The following is a 19,685-nucleotide window of genomic DNA, read 5'->3' as shown; positions in this document are numbered from 1 at the left end:
AACGCGTTGTATGCCAATGAATGAGCTGGAAAAACTTTGCAGTCGTGCAGAAATACTGCTAAACCGTCTGGAGCGGCTGCTGCCGGTTGAGCAACCTGAAACAAACTGGCAGTCCGGCGTTGCTTTTCGATGGCGAAGACAAGGTGATCATGGATTTATTCAACCGGTTATAAATCCGCACGGCATTACGCTGAATGCCTTGCACGGTATCGAGGCCCAGAAGCGGCAGATTGACCAGAATACCCGTCAGTTCGTACAGGGTTTTTCTGCCAATAATGTGTTGTTGACGGGTGCGCGCGGCACAGGCAAGTCATCTTTGATCAAGGCGTTGCTGAATCGCTATGCTGATGATGGGTTGCGCCTGATTGAGGTTGAGAAACAGCATCTGGTTGATTTGCACGATATTGTGGAAATGATTTATCGTCGACCCGAACGCTTTATTTTATTTTGCGACGATCTGTCTTTCGAGAAGGATGAACCGGGATATAAAGCGCTGAAAGTCGTGCTGGATGGTTCGGTTTCCACAGTTTCCGATAATGTGCTGATTTATGCGACTTCAAACCGGCGCCATATGGTGCCTGAGTATATGCGGGATAATCTTGATACCCGCCATCTGGGTGAGGAAGTGCACCCGAGTGAAACAATCGAAGAAAAAATTTCCTTGTCGGAACGTTTTGGTTTGTGGGTATCCTTCTATCCGTTCGATCAGGAACAGTATCTGGGTATTGTGCGTCATTGGCTTGCCGATTTTGGCATAGAGAAAATGACTGCCGAAATACGTTTGCAGGCATTGCAATGGGCGCTGGGGCGTGGTTCACGCAGCGGGCGGGTGGCCTGGCAGTTTGCGCGCGATTTTGCGGGGCAGCAGCAATCAAGCGATTCCGAAAGCCAATGTTCGTAAATCATGAAGTCTGACTCAACGGCCATAGTAGAGGTTGCGGCGGCAGTGATTATGCAGCAAGACGGCAGTTTTTTGCTAACATGCCGTCCCGAGGGAAAGCCGTATGCCGGATACTGGGAATTTCCCGGCGGAAAAGTGGAGGCCGATGAAGCGCCACTACAAGCGCTCGACCGGGAGTTGCAGGAAGAGCTTGGCATACAGGTGCTGCAGGCCGTCCCCTGGATTACGCGTATTTTTACGTATACGCATGCCACCGTTCGTCTACATTTCTACCGCATCCTGCAATGGCACGGAAATCCCTGGGGACGTGAAAACCAGCAACTGGCCTGGCAATCGCCGCAAAAAACGACGGTTTCGCCCATGTTACCGGCGAATGAGCCGGTTCTGCGGGCCTTGTCGCTGCCGCCGGTTTATGCGATTACACAGGCATCCCGGATCGGTATAGAAACTGCTTTGCAGCAAATCGAGCAAGCGTTACATCATGGATTACGCATGATTCAGATTCGCGAAAAGGATATGGACAGTGAAACATTGTCCGCGTTTTCAAATAAAGTCATTGCACGGGCACACGAAATGGAAGCACAGGTTTTGATGAACAGCGATATGGCGTTGTCCGGTCAGTTAGGCGCCGATGGCGTGCATTTGACCGCTTCGCAATTAATGAACTTGTCTGAACGTCCTGATGCTCAAGCAGGCTGGTGCGGTGCTTCCTGCCACAATAGCGAGGAACTATATCAGGCGGAAATTTTGGGACTTGATTTTGTTGTACTGGGACCGGTTCTGCCGACTTTAAGCCACCCGGAAACGGCCGCGCTTGGGTGGCGCAAGTTTGCAGCCCTGATCCGTCATTATCCACTACCTGTATTTGCATTGGGGGGGTTGGGGCTGGATGATCTGGCAATTGCCCAGGAACTGGGTGCGCATGGTATTGCCCTGATGCGCGGTATCAGCGAACTGTAGATTCACGCTGGTGCTATAATTGCACTCGCAGAATTTGACAACATATTATTGTTTGTCAGCCGCTTGCCGTTCGTTCTCTTCGCGCTCTTCGTTGGACGGTTCCGAGTCAGGTATACGGTACGATTCCATTGCCCATTGCGCCAGATCCATCGTTTTGCAACGCTCGGAGCAGAAGGGACGGAAAGGGTTGTCTTGATTCCACTGTGCTGATTTGCCGCATTGTGGACAATTGACGGTACGTTGTTTCATAGCAAAATATTGTAAGCGATATTCGAATCATAGCCAAATAAAACGACTCAATAGACGCCCCGATCTACGAAACAAGAGACATGTCTGAAAAAAATCATTTGCCGCCCGCCATATTTCTGATGGGGCCAACGGCCAGCGGGAAAAGTCAGATTGCGCTGGAAATCGCCGAGCGGTTTCCGGTTGAAATTGTCAGTGTTGATTCTGCACAAGTGTATCGTTTTATGGATATCGGCACCGCAAAGCCCGACCAGGTGGCGCTGGCCAGGGCGCCGCATCATCTTATCGACTTGATTGATCCAACTGAGCATTATTCCGCAGCGCGATTTCGCAGTGATGCACTGAATGTCATGCATGACATCACCAGTCGCGGCAGAATTCCCTTGCTGGTTGGCGGCACCATGCTTTATTTTCAGGCATTGTTGAACGGCCTTTCAGTTTTGCCGGAAGCAGACGAAGAATTGCGCGCTGTAATTGAAGATGAAGCCAGATTATCGGGATGGCCGGCGATGCATGCGAAACTCAATGAACTGGATGCAGAAAGCGCCATGCGTATAAAACCCACCGACAGTCAGCGTATCCAACGTGCGTTGGAAGTCTGCATGCTTACCCGTCGGCCCATGTCTGAAATCCTTAAAGCGCCGAAAAAAACCGTTTTGCCTTATCGTACCATTATGCTGGCTTTGCAGCCTTCAGACCGCAGTCAACTGCATCACCGTATCGCAACGCGTTTCGAAAATATGCTGCGCCAGGGTTTTGTCGATGAGGTGTTAACTATTCGCAAACGGTTTGATGTCAGTCCAGAATTGCCGTCAATGCGCTGTGTCGGTTACCGGCAGGCGTGGCTTTACCTGGATCGGCAGATCAATTTTAAGGAACTGAATGACATGGGCATAGCGGCAACGCGGCAACTGGCAAAGCGACAACTGACCTGGTTACGCAGTATAATACGTGCACATGAAGTTGCCGGGTTTGACTGTATGGCAGGTGATTTGTTTGGTCAGGTGTATAAATTCATAAATACATTTGATTTTAATAAAAATTGATCTATATTTCATTAGGTTATAGTGCGAAGCAGGATTGGTTGACGAGCGTTAATATTGATAAATGTCAATATGCTCATTTGGGTTTTTGAGACAATCCCGGATTAACCGGCAATCAGCTACTGTTTCTTGAACTGATTTTATTTTAATAATTAAAAAGGAGAGACAATATGAAATATGCAGCTTTGGTTCTTGTTCTGGCGGCGTTTACATTGAGTGCATGTGGGGAGCCCAGAAGAACACCCGATGGACATTTGATGGATAGACCAACACCGTCAGCGTATGATGCCGCTGATTTTGATACCAGTCCAAGGGAATCAGATGATTAATACGCGACAGAAATGAAAGAATACTAGGTTTTTCCGGTGCTATGTTTAGCGCCTGGTTATCAGTTAATGAATCCATAGCTGGCCATTGTGTGTTGTTGTGTGTACGCATGGGTTCATTAGCTTGATTTCGGCAATGTGTTCAATAAATTACTCCTCAGTCCATATCCTTATCCTAGTACTCCTTCAACTTAATATCTGCGAGTACAGCGCTCACAAGATATTTTGTCACAAGGCACAGCACGCAGCGAATGGTTGTTCCATTGGTAAGTGCTGTAACACAGTGACAGGATATCTTGTGCGCGCCCTGCGGGTTAACTTTTCAGTGCCACTGACTGTGTTAGGGCTCTTGACAAGGGAATAACCATTGCCTGCAAGCCCTGCCTTGCCAGTAACACTGAAAAGCTAACTGTATCCGTAGATATTAAGTTGAAGGAGTACTAGATTCATCGTTAAATCTATTGAGTCTGCTCGTTGTTGTTTAACTTTTAAGCCTGCCAGCTTTTCAGTATTTTCTTGTTTGCAACTGTGTAGCAGCGCTATGATATGTTGTAGTATATTTGCTATTATTTTATTGACTCAATAATGGTAAGTTTACTTTGATGTTTGGTATTACCGTCAGTGCAAGGACTGGTGGCGTGGGTGTGCTTTTTGTACCCTGTGCATTGCACATAGCACTACGACAGCGCTGTATCCGGCAATATCAAGTTGAAAGAGTACTAGAGGCATTAGCTAAAGCATTTAAAATATAGATAACTTCATTAGGAACTCAGTCTATGTATTATCGTTATAAACTACCAATACTTTTTATGATCATCGGTTTGTTCTTGCTGGCAGGTTGCGAAAATTATGCTGAAAGAACGCATGAGTCGTGGATTCAAAAACCGGCAGGTATAACCTACGATGATTCGTTTATTCATGCCAGAATTTCCTATGCAGTCCACACCGACCCGGATTTGCAGGGCAGTGATGTCGAGGTTAAAGTTGATGATGGCAATGTGCTGTTGACAGGGACAGTTGCAAATAACAACCAGATTACAAAAATCAACATGATTTCCTGGATGGTTGACGGTGTCAAGGATGTTGATAATCAAGTGGTTGTCAGATAAGCGGGATGAAATCTACATAACACGTCCACAAAAAATATTCAAAAAAAGCCCCGCCAGACTAAACGTTTACCGGGGTTTTTTGGATTTTCAGATCAAATAGATTCAATTGAGCGCAGGCATTGTATATGACTGTATCAAATGCCGCGCAGTAATTCATTGATTCCGGTCTTGGAACGGGTTTTTGCATCGACCTGTTTGACTATTACTGCGCAATAAAGGCTGTATTCCTTGTTAGCCGACGGCAGGCTACCGGATACTACGACAGATCCAGGTGGAACGCGTCCATAGGTAACTTCTCCAGTTTCACGGTTATATATCTTGGTGCTCTGGCCAATATAAACACCCATCGAAATCACAGAATTTTCACCAACAATAACGCCTTCGACGATTTCAGAGCGCGCACCGATAAAGCAATTATCTTCGATAACAGTGGGATTGGCCTGTACGGGTTCGAGTACGCCTCCAATGCCTACCCCGCCGGACAAATGCACATTCTTGCCAATTTGGGCGCACGAACCGACAGTTGCCCAGGTGTCGACCATCGTGCCTTCATCCACGTAAGCGCCGATATTGACATAGGATGGCATGAGCACAACATTGCTGGCAATAAACGCACCCTTGCGCACCGCGGCGGGTGGAACGACGCGAAAGCCGCCATCACGAAAATCGCGTGAACTGTAATCGGCGAATTTTGACGGGACTTTGTCAAAATAATTTGAAAATCCGCCTTTGATAAAGCTATTGTCCTCAATGCGAAAGGAAAGCAGCACAGCTTTCTTGATCCACTGATGCGTGACCCAGTTATCGTCAATTTTCTCCGCAACGCGAAGTTTGCCACTATCCAGCATGTTTAAAACCTGTGCAACGGATTCCTTGAGATTAGCGCCCACATTGCGCGGCGTGATTTCGGCGCGGCGGTCAAATGCTTCTTCGATAGTGCTCTGTAATTCTTTCATAATTTTTCCTAGGTTAGATATTAAGATTTCTAATTTGGATGTGCTTAATGCGAGTACGCCAGATTTTCCAACAGGCTTTTTATCCGATTACCCGCTTCGATACATTCTGCCAATGTTGCAACAAGCGCAATACGTACATAATTTTCGCCCGGATTGATGCCCTGAAATTCCCGGCCCAGATAACTGCCCGGTAAAACGGTAACATTATAATCGCGATGCAGCAGTCTGGTGAATTCAGTGTCGCTGACAGGCGTTTTGTACCAAAGATAAAAACCGGCATCCGGCATGTTTACAGTGGTGGATTGTTGTGATGACGTCTCAGCAAGCATGGCGGTAACTTTGGAGAATTTTTCCAGATACATGCGGCGGTTTTCCTTGACATGCGTTTCGTCATTCCAGGCGGCAGTGCTGGCTGCCTGTGATGCCGGATTCATGGCGCAACCATGATAAGTGCGATATAACAGATACTTGTCCAGGATCTGTGCGTCGCCGGCCACAAATCCCGAGCGCAAACCCGGCACATTGGAGCGTTTGGATAGACTGTTGAAAACGACAAGTCGCGGAAACCCTGTGCGTCCCAGCTGTTGTGCTGCATCAAGTGCGCCAAGCGGCGGCTTGTTCTCGTCGAAATAAATTTCCGAATAGCATTCGTCGGCAGCGATGACAAAGCCATGCCGGTCGGACAATTCAAACAGCTTGCGCCATTCATCCAGCGTCATGACGCCACCCGTCGGATTGTTGGGGGTGCAAACGTAAACAAGCTGCGTGCGCGACCAGATATCGTCCGACAGTTGTGCAAAGTCCAGTCTGAAGTTGTTTTCCGGGGTTGTATTGATAAACTGCGGTAAGGCTCCGGCCAATAATGCTGCGCCTTCATAGATTTGATAAAACGGATTGGGGCAGACGACAAAGGGTTTTTCAGTTGCAGATGTGTCAATTACGGTTTGCGCAAAGGAAAAAAGTGCTTCACGGCTGCCGTTTACGGGGATGACTTCAGTATCCGGATTGATTGCGGGTATCTGAAAGCGGCGCATAATCCAGTCTGCAATACTCTGGCGTAATCGCAGTGTGCCTTGTGTCGTTGGATAATTGGCAAGCCCGTCCAGATTGTCAATAACGGCCTGTCGTATAAAATCAGGTGTTGCATGTTTGGGTTCGCCGATATGCAAGTCGATTGTGTCTAATGCGGTGTTGCGCGTCACGCCATCGAATAATTTACGCAGTTTCTGAAACGGATACGGTTGCAGGTGATTAAGGTTTGAATTCATGCGTGTTGCAGGCTTTTTTTATTTATTGTTCAGATTTGGTCAAAGACATTAGGATAGTTTTGACTCGGTTTTATTTGTTTTTATTCAGATTATAAAACGTGCGTGTTTGAAAGGCCAATTTCTATTAACCTGCGGTTGTGAGAAATCACAACCGACAACGGCTTAGTTCTACTTTGTCAGATTCAAATGACCCCAAAAGTGTATCAAACTGATGTATAATAACACTTTGTTTAATAATTATTAATCACGATCATGTCGTGAAAATACTAAACGGTCACTCCAATTTGCCCTTCAGGGGCTTCCAGAAGCGCTTAGCGCACATTTATCGTTATTTTCATCATTTTTTGTATCGGCGACGCGCGATGCGTCAGCGACATTCTATGGCTACCTGCGTGGACTGTTTCAATCTGAACGAGCAAATATGTTACGCATGGGCGAAGTCAATGAAGTTGACCACCAGGCGATGCAACACATGCTGACATCAGACGCGATTGACTGGAATGGATTTGGCGAGCAGATTGCGATTGAGACGGATGCGTTGTTGGGTGGTTCTGCTGCTGTTTTGATTATCGATGAAAGCGCTTTTGCGAAGAAAGGCGAATCATCAGCAGGTGTTTCCCGACAATGGAATGGCCGTCTTGGTAAGGTAGACAATTGTCAGGTTGGTGTATTTGCCAGTTTGTGCCAAAACAGCATGGCCAGTTTGATTGATGCGCGCCTGTATTTGCCACAACATTGGATGAGCGATTCGGATCGTTGCAAGAAAGCAGCAATACCTGAGGCATGCCAGTATTATCAAAGCAAATGCGAGATTGCATTATCAATGATCGAAACAGCCAAACAACGCGGTGTGCGTTTTGGTTATGTCGGCATTGATGGCGGCTATGGCAAGGATCCTGCTTTCTTGCGTGGTGTTGATAAACTTGGCTGCACATTTGTCGCTGATGTTCACTGTCGGCAGATGGTTTATCTTGAAGACCCAAAACCGGGCATTCCTGCCTGGAATAGCCGTGGCAGGCAACCGAAACGCCTGAAAGCACAATCTGAGGCGATACGTGTTGATCAATGGGTATCAGAGCAGCCGGATGCAGTATGGCGGCGCATTAAACTGCGCGAAGGCGAGAAAGGTATGCTGGAAGCGGAATATCTTCATGCATTTGTATGGGTATGGGATGGCAGCGAGAAACAAGCGCATCGCTGGCACTTGCTGGCAAAGCGGGAGGTTGGCGCTAGCGAAATATCGCATTATAGCTTATCCAACGCGTCACTTGAAACACCGTTACAGCAACTGGCGCAAGTACAGGCGCAGCGTTTCTTCATTGAGCACAGCTTTCATGAAGCAAAAAGCGAATGTGGCATGGCTGATTATCAAGTGCGCCGGTGGGATGCATGGCATCATCACATGGCGCTAGTCATGCTGGCAACGCTATTCTTGGTCAAGCAAAAGATGCTTGGGCGCAAGCAATGGCCGATGTTATCCTTCAATGACCTGGTGACCGCATTAGCGCACATGCTGCCAAAAAGACAACTTACCACCGAGGATCTGGCAGATGTTATTCATAAGCGGCACCGGCGACGGCTCAGCGCTAAAAAGTCTTTTGCTAGGCGAAAAGTGGCTTTTGGGTAATCTGACAAAGTAGAATTAGGGATGATGCATATTCTTGCATGTGTAATAGTGAAATTAAAACTCTGTTGGCGCTGAGTGTGATATGATAATAATGTTGTAATGGAATATTGTTTTAAGTCAATCAGTTACGTTTTTTGTTATAACTGTATATGCTTAATTCAAGAAATGTCATATAACAGAAGATAGGCCCTACGAATTTGTTTACCCTTTACGAATAATGTCCCGGCAGTCATCATCAGATTTCCTTTAAAAATAAAATGTTGCAATAAATAAAAACCAAAATTTTATGGACAAACGGTATACATAATTCATCTGGTCAATATTAATTAATATACATTCCTATGGAGGAAATGCTATGAAAAAATTTTTTTATGTGCTTTTAATTTCCGCAGTATTGCTGTTTTTTGGTTGCGAAAAGGCTCAAGAGACTGCAAGTAAAGTAGCAGAAGATGTCAGTGAATTTGCATCTGAGGCAGTTGAGGCAACTAAAGAGGCGGCCTCCGATGCGGCTGAACTTATATCAGACGCTGTAGAATCAACATCTGAAGCTGTTTCTGATGCATATGATGCGACATCCGATGCTGTATCAGAAGCTGCTGAAAGTTCAGAAGAAACAATTGATGAAGCAGCCGATGCCATTGAAGATGCCGCTGATGATGCCGGAGAGACCATCGATGATGCCATTGATGATGCCGGTGAAGCCATTGATGAAGCCATTGACGATGCCGGTGAAGCTATTGACGAAGAAGATGAAGAATAATTAATCGATACATTTGTAACGTGTTGGATGACGTGGCTTTGCATAAGCGCCACATCATCCGATAAGTGCCATTATCATTCGCTCATGGGAGGCTGCGTTACCTCAGTGAAAGCGGGAGTATTAGAAATTCTGTGTCATTCCTTTAGTATTAAATTTTATAGGAGTGACGAATGAACAAGACTACAGTGCAATTTGATTTTGAAGAAGCCTTGGAATCCTTGAAAGCGGGGCGGAATTTGAATGGAAAAGATGGCATATTAACGCCATTGATCAAACAACTCACTGAAGCTGCATTGGCGGCGGAACTTGAACAGCATATCAAATCCGGGGATGAACAGAACCGGAAGAATGGCACGACGCCAAAGACTGTAAAATCAGCATCAGGTAGTTTTCAACTGGAAACACCCAGAGACCGCAACGGTACATTTGAACCTCAGTTGGTTAAAAAGCATCAGACTCATCTTACCGATGAAATCGAACGCAAAATTCTATCGTTATTTGCGTTGGGCTCCAGCTATCAGGATATCTCTGGGCATATTGCCGAGATATACGGCATTGACGTTTCATCGGCGACGATCAGTGCAGTCACTGACAAGCTTATTCCGGAGCTTAGGGAATGGCAGCAACGGCCATTGGATAGTCACTATCCGTTCGTGTGGCTGGATGCCATACATCACAAAGTGAAAGACGATGGCCGGTATGTCAGCAAGGCAGTTTATACCGTACTTGGCTTAAACATTGAAGGAAAGAAGGAAGTACTAGGGTTGTATGTATCGGAAAGCGAAGGCGCCCGGTTTTGGCTTTCCGTACTGACAGATTTAAATAACCGTGGCGTACAGGATATCCTTATTGCCGCCGTTGATGGACTCGTGGGTTTTCCTGAGGCAATCAACAGTATTTTTCCAGAAACCGAGGTTCAGTTATGCATTATTCATCAAATCCGCAATTCGATGAAATATGTGGCGTCAAAAAATCAAAAAGCATTCATGGCTGACCTGAAACCGGTATACAAAGCGCCGACCATTGATGCAGCTGAAGATGCGCTTGATGCATTGGAAGCCAAATGGGGAAAACAGTATCCCATCGTGATTCAATCCTGGCGCAACAAATGGGAAAATTTATCGGTATACTTCAAATATCCTGAACCGATACGCCGTGTGATTTATACAACCAACACCATTGAGGCCGTACATCGCCAATTTCGCAAACTGACAAAAACCAAAGGTGGATTTCCGAATGAAAACAGTCTACTAAAGCTACTGTATGTCGGAATTAAAAATGCCAGCAAGAAATGGACGATGCCGATACAGAACTGGAATTTGACATTATCCCAGTTAGCGATATATTTTGAGGGTCGTTTGGATGCGGCGTTGGATTTATGAATTTAATACAGATTTTTATGTCACCGCTGAAACTGGTTAGCGTATCGACACGAATTGTGTCGATCGGTCACCGGTTTCAGTGGTCAACAAGCGAAGCGCGTTAGGTGATTGGCAAACTGACACAGAATTTTGAACACCCTCGTGAAAGCTCGCCCACAAAACCTATGATACTTTCGCGGACATGACTTATCATCGTTTTATCGGCCAAAGCGTGATGCAGTTAGTGTTACATCAGCCTGAGACCAGGCTTTTTTGAAGCGCGCCTCGACTAATTCTGCATCTTGTGTTTTCTGTTGCGCACGCAGTGACTGCATTAAACCGAATAAGGCCCAGCCATTTTCCCGTCTGTGACGTAAATCGTCCCAGTACACCGTTTCTGCTTCCACGGCGCGTCCGGCTTCCAGCAAAATTGCGCCCAACGCCAACCGGGGCGAAAAATGCCACTCGGCAGGTTCTGTATAAACCAGCGCATCTTCCAAATGCACCGCCTTTTCAAGATGCGCAACAGCGGAATCGAATTTTCCCTGTGCTGACGCTATTTCACCTGCCAGAACTTCAGGAGCGATTTTTAAAATTGTTCGCGGTGTGTTTTTAGAAAATAGTGGGCCGTCGAGTTTTTCGTCCCGCAAAATAGTTTGCACTGCCTGCAGGGATTCCTGTGCCTGTTCGAGTTGACCGGATGCGACAAACGCCAGGCCACGCACATAGTGCCAGGTGCCTCTCAGAAAGGCGTTGGCAGCAGGAGGCGCAGGTTCTTCCAGTACTTTATCCCACAGCCCGAAACGAGCGTATGTCCAATAGGGAACCATACGAAACACGGCTGTGAATGGGTATTCTTCCAGAGTAGTATCGTCGATTTTTTCGGCCAGTTTTAATGCGGATTCAATGGCCATTTGGCTTTGTCCACCTGCTGTTGCGGAAAACCATAAAAAATGTATATTGTGCGGATAATAGCCGATTGTATACAATCCCTCGGCCTGGCTTTGCCTGATATAGTCTTCATCGGCAGCCACGGCAAGCTGGTTGCTTCTGACCGCGTCTGCATACCGTCCGACCCGATGATAAATATGTGACGACATATGCACCATATGGCCAGCTTCTGGCATCAAAGTGAGCAATGTATCAGCTGCCTTTTCAGCTTTCTCCGGCGTTGATGTCGGCTCCATCAGGTGTATATATAGATGCAATGCTGCAGGGTGATTTGGGTGAAGCTGCAAAACCTTTTCAGTTAACGCCACTATCTCAGCTGTACCGGCGTATGGCTTCCCATCAGGCATCCAATAGCTCCAGGGGCGCAGATCCATAACCGATTCTACATAGAGCATTGCGATATCCGGATCATCAGGATACTGCTGATGAACGGCTAGCATGGCTTGAGCATATGCTTTATCGTTTTCTGACCGCTGCTCCGGATTGCCTGTATAACGCAGTTCAAGTGCCTGAATTAGCGCCAGTTCCCTGGGTGTCGCATATTCTGCAAGAGATTTGGCTTGATTGATCAGTTTTTTCGCTAGGGGCTCATCATCAGGATTCATCGGAGCATTGATATTGGGTCCAAGTACCAGCGCTTGTCCCCAATAAGCCATTGCAAGCGTTGGATCAAGCCGTGCAGCTTCGCGAAATGCCCGGCTCGCTTCGGCATGGTTAAAGCCGTAGGTCAGATTGACGCCTTGGTTAATGAAAAATTGTGCTTCTTTGTTTTTTGTATTGACAGGAAATGTATGCGCGCCCAGGTTTTGCAATTTTGGTTTAATTTGATCGCCTGATGTCGCCGCAAATAAACCCGCCGACATTGCTACAATCAAAAGTATTCCAGCCAGGTAAATGAATGTTCTGAATTGCATGATACGCTCCTTGATAAATAAAGCGGTTTCTGATAAACCCGCGGAACACTTGATACGGCAACCGCAGATTCATTTCAGCCGTGATTGGAAAAGCACTTAAAACCTGTTCAAGATTTTGGTTAATGGATATAGTGGAAAGCTAAAATGGGCGAGAAAACGCAGTTTATACGTCATAAATGAGTATTCTGAGACCATTTTTAACACAGTAGAACCAACCAATTAGTGAATTCTTGAACAGATTGTTAATTCATTGTTCCGCTGTAGTCGGATCGATTACCGTTTTGATGCGGGATATTCTGTCAGCAGGAAACTCGCCTTGTTCCGCATGTGCGCGGATAGCGGCCTCATCAGGTGCAATGTAGACACAATACACCTTGTCATCGGTAACAAAGCTTTCCAGCCATTGCACGCTTGGCCCCATCTGATTCAAAATACCGCATGATTTTTGTGAAATTGCCTGCAAATCTGCAGTAGTTAACAAGCCTGCGCCGGTAATATTGCGTTCTATAATATATTTTGGCATTTGTTTTCTCCTTATAAAAAAGCGACCGGTCGTCTTTACAAAAGACGATTCTTAAACATACTTGATCTTTTGTTTAGTTATGAAGTCTTAACGAAAATCGAGCTATATCATGCTCTAAAAAAATCACCCAGCAACGCCTGACAGCACTGCAACAAAGGATCTGAGGTTTTCTCTATCTTGGCTCTGAGTAAAGCGCCCTGCCAAGTATTGATTAAAAGATCCGCCATGTCCCTGGCGGGCTTGTCTTTTCTGACAGCACCCTGATCCTGAGCCTTTTCCAGACCTGATTGGAGCAGATCTCGATAACGGTTAACCGCGGTCTGCAATGACTTTTGGCAAATATCGCTTGTGTCGCCAATTTCACCCATTAAATTGCCCAACAAACAACCACCCATGAAGTCTTTACTCTCCAGCTCTGCGATCAATTCATCAAAATAGCGCTGTATCGCTTCTAGTGCATTTGTATTTGAATTTTTTAAATGTGCAGCTAATTGCTCAAGAAACGGATCGATATAATGCTGAATCACTTCAGCACCGAAACGCTCCTTGCTTTCAAAGTAACTATAAAATGAACCCTTGGGAATATTGACTGCATCAAGTACTTTCTGTAGACCGGTGCCATGATATCCCTGATCCATCAACATCATAACACCTTGATTCAGTAAATTATCCTTGTTGATATCTTTTTTCATTGATTTACGCATAAATTAATAATACGACCGGTCGTCTATTTTGTCAAACAAAAATTTGTAACTATTTACGGGAAAAGGGAAGCGACTCTCTTTATCGTATCTGAGCTGATTATCAGTTTTGAATAATATTTCATATGGGGATGTTGACACCGATCGAAAATTGACCAGGTAATTCACGTATTCAGCTTAAATTTTGTTGCTGCCAAGTTAATTGTACTTGAGTGATAATAGTAGAATGAAAAATTCAGCGACCCTATACAAACGACATTGATTTCGACCAGAAATCATTCAATACACCGTGTGGCTCCATCATCTGTTTAATTTAAGTATCGTGATATAGAAGCCTTGTTAGTTGAAAAGGGAGTCGTGGTAACTGGTGAATCAATTTGTTTGGGATACATCAAGTTTTGCTCCAAATAGAGTATATAGTTTGTTATGGGATGATTTATATCCATGTCGGTGCCAGATATTGGTTTTGCCATAGATCAAGTATTTTCATCGATGCTGTGTAATTTCGCTGTGTAACTGTCCCGTTCCTGTCAAGCTTCTTAAATAGACTGGAAGATCACTTTGGGCAGTAGCTGCATATTCCGACTAAAGTTGAACAGCCATTCTGGTTTTAAATGAACACGTATTCTGGCATAACTGAACAACCATTCCGGTTAGCCTCAAAAAATATTTTTTCTTCCATCCCCATAAATTCAAGGATAAACCCTTCGGGTGTTTGCTTAGCAAACATCCTTGAGTTTACGGGGATTACAGAAGCTGTTTATTATGAGGCTTAAGGATAAGAATCCCCAATAATGAATTCTCATGTTCGCTGTTTCTTACTCTTATTTGGTAAGGAGACATGTTTCCCGGAATTTGCGTTCAACACACCGGAATGACTGTTCATTCTCACCGGAATACGCAGCAGCATCAGATGGATGCTTGGTGCATGGTTGATCGTTACGCCAAGTTTGCCACATAAAAATATTGGCGTTTGCTGCATCCAGAATTGGGTTGACCCGTAACAGCAAAGCAATATTACGATTCTGTCACGTTACGAATTCGGGAAATACTGCTGAATCTGATTTTTTCGATTACTCTGAGAAATTTTCGACTCACCGACCCCCAACCATAAAGTCCGGCGATCAGTGTCATCAGTGGTAAGTCCAAGAAAAGTATGGCTCGCCAAAACGGATAAATCTGGGCACTGGATTATGCAAGTTCGTATTTGAAGCTTTTTAATCAAATTTAGAGTCACAAAAAAACTTGGAATGCCGTGTGTGTTCTACATTCCTGTAAGTTTCAGCAGCTAGACCTCATGAGATTTAGATTTAGATTTATTCCAATTGTCCCAGAAAAACCATAGAAGGCCTCCGGGTAACAGTACAGCTGCTAACAATATTTCTATTAAGTAGTCTTTGAAAAACAAATATATGCGTTGACTCAAAGTTACTTCGACATCGATTTTTTTGTCGAAAACTCTAATAGATCTCCGTGTAGTTTCTCCATAGACATCTATCAATGCCGCTAGAGTTAAATGTAGCTCCTGTTGTCCTCCTGATTTTGGTTTAATTTCCCATTTCCACTTAGTAATTTCTGTTCGTGTGATACCTTGTTCTTCCGGCGTTATAGCTAAAATATTAAAATTTAAGCCGGTCAAACGAGCTTCCATTCGATCAGAAACACGAATTCTATCGCCATCTTTTATACCTTTTTCTTCAATCATCTGCTTTAATTGTTCGATTGTTTCTTTCATGCCCAGTAAGAGTTGGATTTGGCGTGTTTCATCAATATTCATTTTTTCGGGGGGGTTAAAAACGATATTTCCAAATTCTAGTGTCGCAAGGATTTGATCGATCACGGTTAGGTCTCTATCGTAACTCTGCTTTTTAATAGATTCTGGATTCATATCTATAACGATGACACCGCCATCTTCATCTTGTATTACTATTTTGTGGTTTTCTGAATTAGTGTGTATAGGTGATGATGGGCTTCCTCCGCAAGCAGCCAGCGTAAATAACAGCGCTAGAATCGATAAAATATACTCAAACTTCATCTTTTATAAACCTTTATTAAGCAAGATACTGAATAAGCTTGAAGCAGTTAGTCCCGTTCAAGTAACACGGGGGGCTACAAATACATCTATAGGAAAATTAACAGATTTTTGAAATCATAGCTACAGAAAAATAGTTAATGATTTTTTAATAACAAAAGCCACAGTTTTCCGTTACGGTTTTTAGAATCCTGCTGCCCTCCGGAGCCATGCGTCGCTCTCACTACGGCTTGAGTGACGACAGGGCTTCGGAGGGCAGCAGGATTAGAGCCTGTCCTCTGGTGAATGCTGAGCTCGCTTTTGTTCCCGCCTTTCTTCCCTGTCTTAATAACTTGCTAAAAGTTGCGTGCTAGCGCGGCTGCACCTGCGTGAGCGGGGGCAGCGCAGCGCTTTAGGTTACTGTCTACGTTCAAATTTGACATTTCATGAATCTTGTATAACAATATCAATAACATTCAAATGAAGTGTGTATGAAATGTTTATAAGTTTTATGGGATTATGAAATGAAAGCAAGTGACTTAGTAGCTTCTTGGACAAAACGAGATAACAAGCGCCTAACGCAGCGACAATTCTCAATTCGATTGCCAGTGCATATTGCGGCACGTATTGCCGGTTTGTGCGATATGTTTCCCACCAAAACGCGTACCGACATCATGGCTGACTTACTCGATTCTGCACTGGAAGAACTGGAAAAATCTTTAACACACGACCATTCCCCAGAAGATTGCGAAATTGATGTGATTGATGGCATGGGAGTTTATCCTGATACTGGTTCTTATGGTCAATACGCGCAGGCGGTCAATAAACACTATGAAGAGCTTGAAAGAGAATTGGGCAATGAACATCCTTCAAGCCTGCTGGCTTATTGTGTACTTAGACCCATGAGACACCAAGATGAAGAAGACTGCTAAATTCCTTCTGTATGGTTTTGACACCATAGAATGTGTGTATTACCTGCGCAAAAACTATGATTCAAGCCTGAATTTTGAGCAGTTGGCCATTGAAAAAGAAGCCTTGCGTCAATTGAAACGCTCTGAGCCCAAAGTTATCAATCTTGGTGGTATTGATTTTCTACTGCAACCTTATGGCAGTTCATCTGGATTTCCTTTTGTAATTTCTAACCCGGATTTCAAGGTTTCATTCGGTGAATTCAATAGTCCTTCGTTTTCCGTCAAGTTTTCCAGTCTCGCGTTATGGCGTGAAGGTGCGTTTGCATTGCACCAACGCTTCATGCAATGGGCGAAAGGTTTGGGCTTAATTGCTGTTAGGCAAGAAGGGCTTTCACGTGTTGATTTTAGCTTTGATTACCATTTGCCGGTTATTGATTTTGATGAAGATAGTTTTATATCACTTAACGACAAAGATACAAAGCATCGGAATAAACGAAAGAATCAGACTTTCATGCTGGGTAAATCCGATATTGTGCTGAGAGTTTACGACAAAATTGCTGAAATAGAGGAACAAAGCGGCAAATCATGGTTTTTTGAATTATGGGGGATTGCTGAAAATGTTTGGCGCATTGAATGGCAAGTCAGGAAAGACATTCTGAAACGATTTGGTATCCGAACCTTTGCCGATCTGCGTGATAATCAAGGCGATATATTGCGCTACCTGACGAATGAACATACTACCTTGCGTGAAAAGAATGATGACAGTAACCGCTCTCGCTGGCCTTTGCATCCATTATGGCAAGATCTGCAAGCACAAATTGAAGAATTAAACTGTACCGGTGTATATCGGGAAATCGATCAGCAGGCCATGCTCAATGAACGGTTGATGCGGATAACGATTAGTATGTACGGCTATTTAAAACGGATTGCCGCTATCCACTGTCTGCAAACCGGTGAGGACATGATTTCGGATGCTGAAGCCATGAATCGATTGGAAAATCTGATTGCTCGTGTTCATGAACCGATGACATGGAGAAACGATGTTTCCAAGCGCATGGATTCAATCAGAATGGGGCAATGGTAATGACAACGCTCTTACAGATCATTATCGATTTAATCAATATTCGTAAAAACCGAATATTGAATGCTGCCCAATTATGCATGTCTGAATTTCAGTTTAAAGTATTCAGAAAAACATTGTTAGACGAACTCGGTAGAAGCGGTTTGGAAAAGGATTTGGCAAGGGCATTAGCCGAGAAGCAGCGCAAGGAACGGTAAGGCATGGGCAGGAATAGACTATGCAAAAAAGGAGGTGCCATCATGAATGAGCATCGAACACGATTTAGATGTATCTCTAACTTTTGATTCAAACTATGATGAAGATACCATCATGGAAAATGAATTGGTTCTGATTCAATCAATTTTGCCTGAGTTGCTGCAGGATATTATGATTCAGACAGAAATCAACAAGGAGTAAACACAATGCGGATTGCGCTCTATGCTCGCGTTTCCACGGTAAAGCAAGCGGAAAAAGACTTGTCCATTCCCGATCAGTTGCGGCAAATGCGCGACTGGTGCAAAGCCAACGGTTACACTGTAATCATGGAATACGTCGAGCCGGGCGCATCCGCTACCGATGATAAAAGGCCGGAGTTTCAGCAAATGATCGCTGAGGCAACACTGAAACCCAGCCCTTATGATGCGGTTGTTGTACATAGCTTGTCACGTTTCTTTCGGGATTCGCTGGAATTTGGCCTATATGAGCGCAAACTTAACAAAGCCGATGTCAAACTGATTTCCATTACCCAACAGACCAGTGACGATCCCAGCGGAGAAATGGCGCGAAAGATATTCAGCATCTTTGACGAATACCAGAGCAAGGAAAACAGCAAACACACTCTACGCGCGATGAAGGAAAATGCCCGTCAAGGTTATTTCAATGGTTCGCGTCCGCCGTTTGGCTATAAAACTATAGAAGTTGAAACCATCAGCAACAAAACCAAAAGAAAGAAACGCCTTGCCATTGATGAACAGGAAGCGGCGACAGTCCGCAACATCTTTGATCTGTATCTGAATGGCTATCGCGGTCAGTCGATGGGATCAAAACAGATTGCGGTTCATTTGAATGAACGCGAACTTACGTTGCGCGGTACGCAATGGGCGCGTAATCGTATCCATGAAATCCTTTCTAATCCGGCCTACAAAGGCGAATTCATTTTTAACAAGCGCGATTCAAAAAACCAAAAGAATAAACCCGAAAGCGAATGGGTACGCATGGCGGTTGAGCCGATCATTGAGCAATCCATCTTTGAAGCTGTGCAGGCTAGAAAAGCAAGTCGTGCGCCATCCAAAATACCGCCCAGAATCGTTAATTCGCCGACACTGCTAACCGGCCTGCTTAAATGCGGTGAATGTGGCGCTGCCATGACACTGGCAACCGGAAAAGGTGGTCGTTACCGTTATTACAAATGCAATACCAGAATCAGCAAGGGCAACACTTTATGCGATAGCCGCAGCTTTCCAATGGATAAGATTGATGCGCTTGTTCTCAATGCGCTGGCTGACAAGGTATTTGATCCCACGCGAGTTAAAGCAATGCTATCCGACATGAAAAAGCAGATCAAGGCCGCACAGGAAAATCAGGATGACGGATTAAATAAGCTGAAAAAAGAACTGGAAGAAATCAAAACCGCAACAGAACGGCTTTATGAAGCAGTAGAAAAAGGGTATTTGCCGCTGGATGCTTCGTTACAGGAACGCTCCCATAAATTGCATGCCAGAAAACAAGAACTATTGATACAAGTTGCAGGTTATCGCCGTCAGCAACAATTACCCGAAATCAAGCACAATCAGCTAGAAGCGTTTACCAAAGCGCTTAGGAATAAGCTGCTGGACAAATCAAGTGGTTTCGGCAAGGAATACTTGAAACTGCTGGTCAGCGAAATTCGTATCAAAGATAATCAGGCGGAAATTACCGGCAGTTATTCGGCGCTTGCACATGCTATTGCTGAATCAAACAACACCCTTCAAAGAGTGCCCAGTTTTGCACCAAATTGGCTCCCCGACCAGGGCTCGAACCTGGGACTTGCGGATTAACAGAAGCAGGAAATAGTGAAT

General features: G+C 44.8%; 20 protein-coding genes. 13 read left to right on the top strand and 7 right to left on the bottom strand.

Annotated features, from left to right (window positions below; all coding sequences use genetic code 11):
* The first annotated feature begins 16 nt into the window (after nucleotides 1-16).
* Together MRK00_00955 and MRK00_00950 are read left to right on the top strand one after the other, a co-directional pair.
* Nucleotides 17-901: an ATP-binding protein gene (locus MRK00_00955; GenBank protein MDR4515959.1), complete on the top strand. Its 885-nt coding sequence runs from the start codon at nucleotides 17-19 to the stop codon at nucleotides 899-901.
* 3 nt (nucleotides 902-904) lie between these two features.
* Nucleotides 905-1,861 carry a Nudix family hydrolase gene (locus tag MRK00_00950; GenBank protein MDR4515958.1) on the top strand — a complete coding sequence of 319 codons (957 nt, stop codon included), beginning with the start codon at nucleotides 905-907 and terminating at the stop codon, nucleotides 1,859-1,861.
* 45 nt (nucleotides 1,862-1,906) lie between these two features.
* Here the strand turns inward: MRK00_00950 and MRK00_00945 are convergent, their stop codons facing one another.
* Nucleotides 1,907-2,110, bottom strand: coding sequence for a DNA gyrase inhibitor YacG (locus MRK00_00945; GenBank protein ID MDR4515957.1), 204 nt, complete (start codon nucleotides 2,108-2,110; stop codon nucleotides 1,907-1,909).
* 80 nt (nucleotides 2,111-2,190) lie between these two features.
* On the opposite strand from MRK00_00945, the gene miaA reads away from it, so the two are divergent.
* The 3 genes from miaA (at nucleotide 2,191) to MRK00_00930 (ending at nucleotide 4,585) form a co-directional block, all read left to right on the top strand.
* The gene (miaA, locus tag MRK00_00940; GenBank protein ID MDR4515956.1) at nucleotides 2,191-3,153 is read left to right on the top strand and encodes a tRNA (adenosine(37)-N6)-dimethylallyltransferase MiaA; all 963 of its coding nucleotides are present in this window, start codon (nucleotides 2,191-2,193) and stop codon (nucleotides 3,151-3,153) included.
* A gap of 167 nt (nucleotides 3,154-3,320) precedes the next feature.
* Nucleotides 3,321-3,479: a hypothetical protein gene (locus MRK00_00935; protein MDR4515955.1), complete on the top strand. Its 159-nt coding sequence runs from the start codon at nucleotides 3,321-3,323 to the stop codon at nucleotides 3,477-3,479.
* A gap of 773 nt (nucleotides 3,480-4,252) precedes the next feature.
* Nucleotides 4,253-4,585, top strand: a complete 333-nt coding sequence (locus MRK00_00930; protein MDR4515954.1) for a BON domain-containing protein — start codon at nucleotides 4,253-4,255, stop codon at nucleotides 4,583-4,585.
* Nucleotides 4,586-4,719: 134 nt separating this feature from the next.
* Here the strand turns inward: MRK00_00930 and dapD are convergent, their stop codons facing one another.
* Together dapD and dapC are read right to left on the bottom strand one after the other, a co-directional pair.
* Nucleotides 4,720-5,541 (bottom strand): 2,3,4,5-tetrahydropyridine-2,6-dicarboxylate N-succinyltransferase, encoded by an 822-nt coding sequence (gene dapD, locus MRK00_00925; GenBank protein ID MDR4515953.1) that lies wholly within the window; start codon nucleotides 5,539-5,541, stop codon nucleotides 4,720-4,722.
* A gap of 44 nt (nucleotides 5,542-5,585) precedes the next feature.
* Nucleotides 5,586-6,809, bottom strand: coding sequence for a succinyldiaminopimelate transaminase (dapC, locus tag MRK00_00920; GenBank protein MDR4515952.1), 1,224 nt, complete (start codon nucleotides 6,807-6,809; stop codon nucleotides 5,586-5,588).
* Between the two features lie 397 nt (nucleotides 6,810-7,206).
* Between dapC and MRK00_00915 the strand changes: the two genes are divergently transcribed.
* From MRK00_00915 to MRK00_00905, 3 genes are all read left to right on the top strand, one after another.
* On the top strand, nucleotides 7,207-8,436 hold the full coding sequence (locus tag MRK00_00915; protein ID MDR4515951.1) for an IS701 family transposase: 1,230 nt from the start codon (nucleotides 7,207-7,209) through the stop codon (nucleotides 8,434-8,436).
* Nucleotides 8,437-8,791: 355 nt separating this feature from the next.
* Nucleotides 8,792-9,196 (top strand): hypothetical protein, encoded by a 405-nt coding sequence (locus MRK00_00910; GenBank protein ID MDR4515950.1) that lies wholly within the window; start codon nucleotides 8,792-8,794, stop codon nucleotides 9,194-9,196.
* Between the two features lie 170 nt (nucleotides 9,197-9,366).
* Nucleotides 9,367-10,578, top strand: a complete 1,212-nt coding sequence (locus MRK00_00905) for an IS256 family transposase (protein ID MDR4515949.1) — start codon at nucleotides 9,367-9,369, stop codon at nucleotides 10,576-10,578.
* Between the two features lie 197 nt (nucleotides 10,579-10,775).
* On the opposite strand, the gene MRK00_00900 is transcribed toward MRK00_00905, so the two are convergent.
* From MRK00_00900 to MRK00_00885, 4 genes are all read right to left on the bottom strand, one after another.
* Complete coding sequence (locus tag MRK00_00900) at nucleotides 10,776-12,371, bottom strand: hypothetical protein (protein MDR4515948.1); 1,596 nt, start codon at nucleotides 12,369-12,371, stop codon at nucleotides 10,776-10,778.
* A 298-nt stretch (nucleotides 12,372-12,669) separates the two neighbouring features.
* Complete coding sequence (locus MRK00_00895) at nucleotides 12,670-12,945, bottom strand: DUF4242 domain-containing protein (protein MDR4515947.1); 276 nt, start codon at nucleotides 12,943-12,945, stop codon at nucleotides 12,670-12,672.
* Between the two features lie 107 nt (nucleotides 12,946-13,052).
* On the bottom strand, nucleotides 13,053-13,637 hold the full coding sequence (locus MRK00_00890) for a TetR/AcrR family transcriptional regulator (GenBank protein MDR4515946.1): 585 nt from the start codon (nucleotides 13,635-13,637) through the stop codon (nucleotides 13,053-13,055).
* A 1,297-nt stretch (nucleotides 13,638-14,934) separates the two neighbouring features.
* Nucleotides 14,935-15,681: a hypothetical protein gene (locus tag MRK00_00885; GenBank protein MDR4515945.1), complete on the bottom strand. Its 747-nt coding sequence runs from the start codon at nucleotides 15,679-15,681 to the stop codon at nucleotides 14,935-14,937.
* 500 nt (nucleotides 15,682-16,181) lie between these two features.
* Here MRK00_00885 and MRK00_00880 point away from each other — a divergent pair, with 500 nt between their 5' ends.
* The 5 genes from MRK00_00880 to MRK00_00860 are packed head-to-tail and all read left to right on the top strand — an operon-like array spanning nucleotide 16,182 to nucleotide 19,664.
* Entirely contained in the window at nucleotides 16,182-16,589 is a 408-nt protein-coding gene (locus MRK00_00880) for a hypothetical protein (protein ID MDR4515944.1), read from the top strand.
* Nucleotides 16,573-17,652 carry a replication initiation factor domain-containing protein gene (locus MRK00_00875; protein MDR4515943.1) on the top strand — a complete coding sequence of 360 codons (1,080 nt, stop codon included), beginning with the start codon at nucleotides 16,573-16,575 and terminating at the stop codon, nucleotides 17,650-17,652. The genes MRK00_00880 and MRK00_00875 overlap by 17 nt, the downstream gene beginning before the upstream one ends.
* The gene (locus MRK00_00870; GenBank protein MDR4515942.1) at nucleotides 17,652-17,846 is read left to right on the top strand and encodes a hypothetical protein; all 195 of its coding nucleotides are present in this window, start codon (nucleotides 17,652-17,654) and stop codon (nucleotides 17,844-17,846) included. Before MRK00_00875 ends, MRK00_00870 begins: the two co-directional genes overlap by 1 nt.
* A 46-nt stretch (nucleotides 17,847-17,892) precedes the next feature.
* Entirely contained in the window at nucleotides 17,893-18,045 is a 153-nt protein-coding gene (locus MRK00_00865) for a hypothetical protein (GenBank protein ID MDR4515941.1), read from the top strand.
* 5 nt (nucleotides 18,046-18,050) lie between these two features.
* Entirely contained in the window at nucleotides 18,051-19,664 is a 1,614-nt protein-coding gene (locus tag MRK00_00860) for a recombinase family protein (protein MDR4515940.1), read from the top strand.
* Nucleotides 19,665-19,685: the final 21 nt, after the last annotated feature.

This window comes from Nitrosomonas sp. (assembly GCA_031316255.1).
Taxonomy (GTDB): domain Bacteria; phylum Pseudomonadota; class Gammaproteobacteria; order Burkholderiales; family Nitrosomonadaceae; genus Nitrosomonas.
The sequence above is the reverse complement of the archived record's forward strand: the minus strand, read 5'-3'. Positions and strand labels throughout refer to the sequence as shown.

Coding starts and splice junctions, on each gene's coding strand:
- MRK00_00860 (MDR4515940.1), top strand. CDS start 18,051: ATGCGGATTGCGCTCTATGCTCGCGTTTCCACGGTAAAGCAAGCGGAA.
- MRK00_00885 (MDR4515945.1), bottom strand. CDS start 15,681: ATGAAGTTTGAGTATATTTTATCGATTCTAGCGCTGTTATTTACGCTG.
- dapD (MDR4515953.1), bottom strand. CDS start 5,541: ATGAAAGAATTACAGAGCACTATCGAAGAAGCATTTGACCGCCGCGCC.
- MRK00_00930 (MDR4515954.1), top strand. CDS start 4,253: ATGTATTATCGTTATAAACTACCAATACTTTTTATGATCATCGGTTTG.
- MRK00_00875 (MDR4515943.1), top strand. CDS start 16,573: ATGAAGAAGACTGCTAAATTCCTTCTGTATGGTTTTGACACCATAGAA.
- MRK00_00880 (MDR4515944.1), top strand. CDS start 16,182: ATGAAAGCAAGTGACTTAGTAGCTTCTTGGACAAAACGAGATAACAAG.
- MRK00_00895 (MDR4515947.1), bottom strand. CDS start 12,945: ATGCCAAAATATATTATAGAACGCAATATTACCGGCGCAGGCTTGTTA.
- MRK00_00870 (MDR4515942.1), top strand. CDS start 17,652: ATGACAACGCTCTTACAGATCATTATCGATTTAATCAATATTCGTAAA.
- MRK00_00865 (MDR4515941.1), top strand. CDS start 17,893: ATGAGCATCGAACACGATTTAGATGTATCTCTAACTTTTGATTCAAAC.
- miaA (MDR4515956.1), top strand. CDS start 2,191: ATGTCTGAAAAAAATCATTTGCCGCCCGCCATATTTCTGATGGGGCCA.
- MRK00_00955 (MDR4515959.1), top strand. CDS start 17: ATGAATGAGCTGGAAAAACTTTGCAGTCGTGCAGAAATACTGCTAAAC.
- MRK00_00945 (MDR4515957.1), bottom strand. CDS start 2,110: ATGAAACAACGTACCGTCAATTGTCCACAATGCGGCAAATCAGCACAG.
- MRK00_00905 (MDR4515949.1), top strand. CDS start 9,367: ATGAACAAGACTACAGTGCAATTTGATTTTGAAGAAGCCTTGGAATCC.
- MRK00_00950 (MDR4515958.1), top strand. CDS start 905: ATGAAGTCTGACTCAACGGCCATAGTAGAGGTTGCGGCGGCAGTGATT.
- MRK00_00890 (MDR4515946.1), bottom strand. CDS start 13,637: ATGAAAAAAGATATCAACAAGGATAATTTACTGAATCAAGGTGTTATG.
- MRK00_00910 (MDR4515950.1), top strand. CDS start 8,792: ATGAAAAAATTTTTTTATGTGCTTTTAATTTCCGCAGTATTGCTGTTT.
- MRK00_00900 (MDR4515948.1), bottom strand. CDS start 12,371: ATGTCGGCGGGTTTATTTGCGGCGACATCAGGCGATCAAATTAAACCA.
- dapC (MDR4515952.1), bottom strand. CDS start 6,809: ATGAATTCAAACCTTAATCACCTGCAACCGTATCCGTTTCAGAAACTG.
- MRK00_00935 (MDR4515955.1), top strand. CDS start 3,321: ATGAAATATGCAGCTTTGGTTCTTGTTCTGGCGGCGTTTACATTGAGT.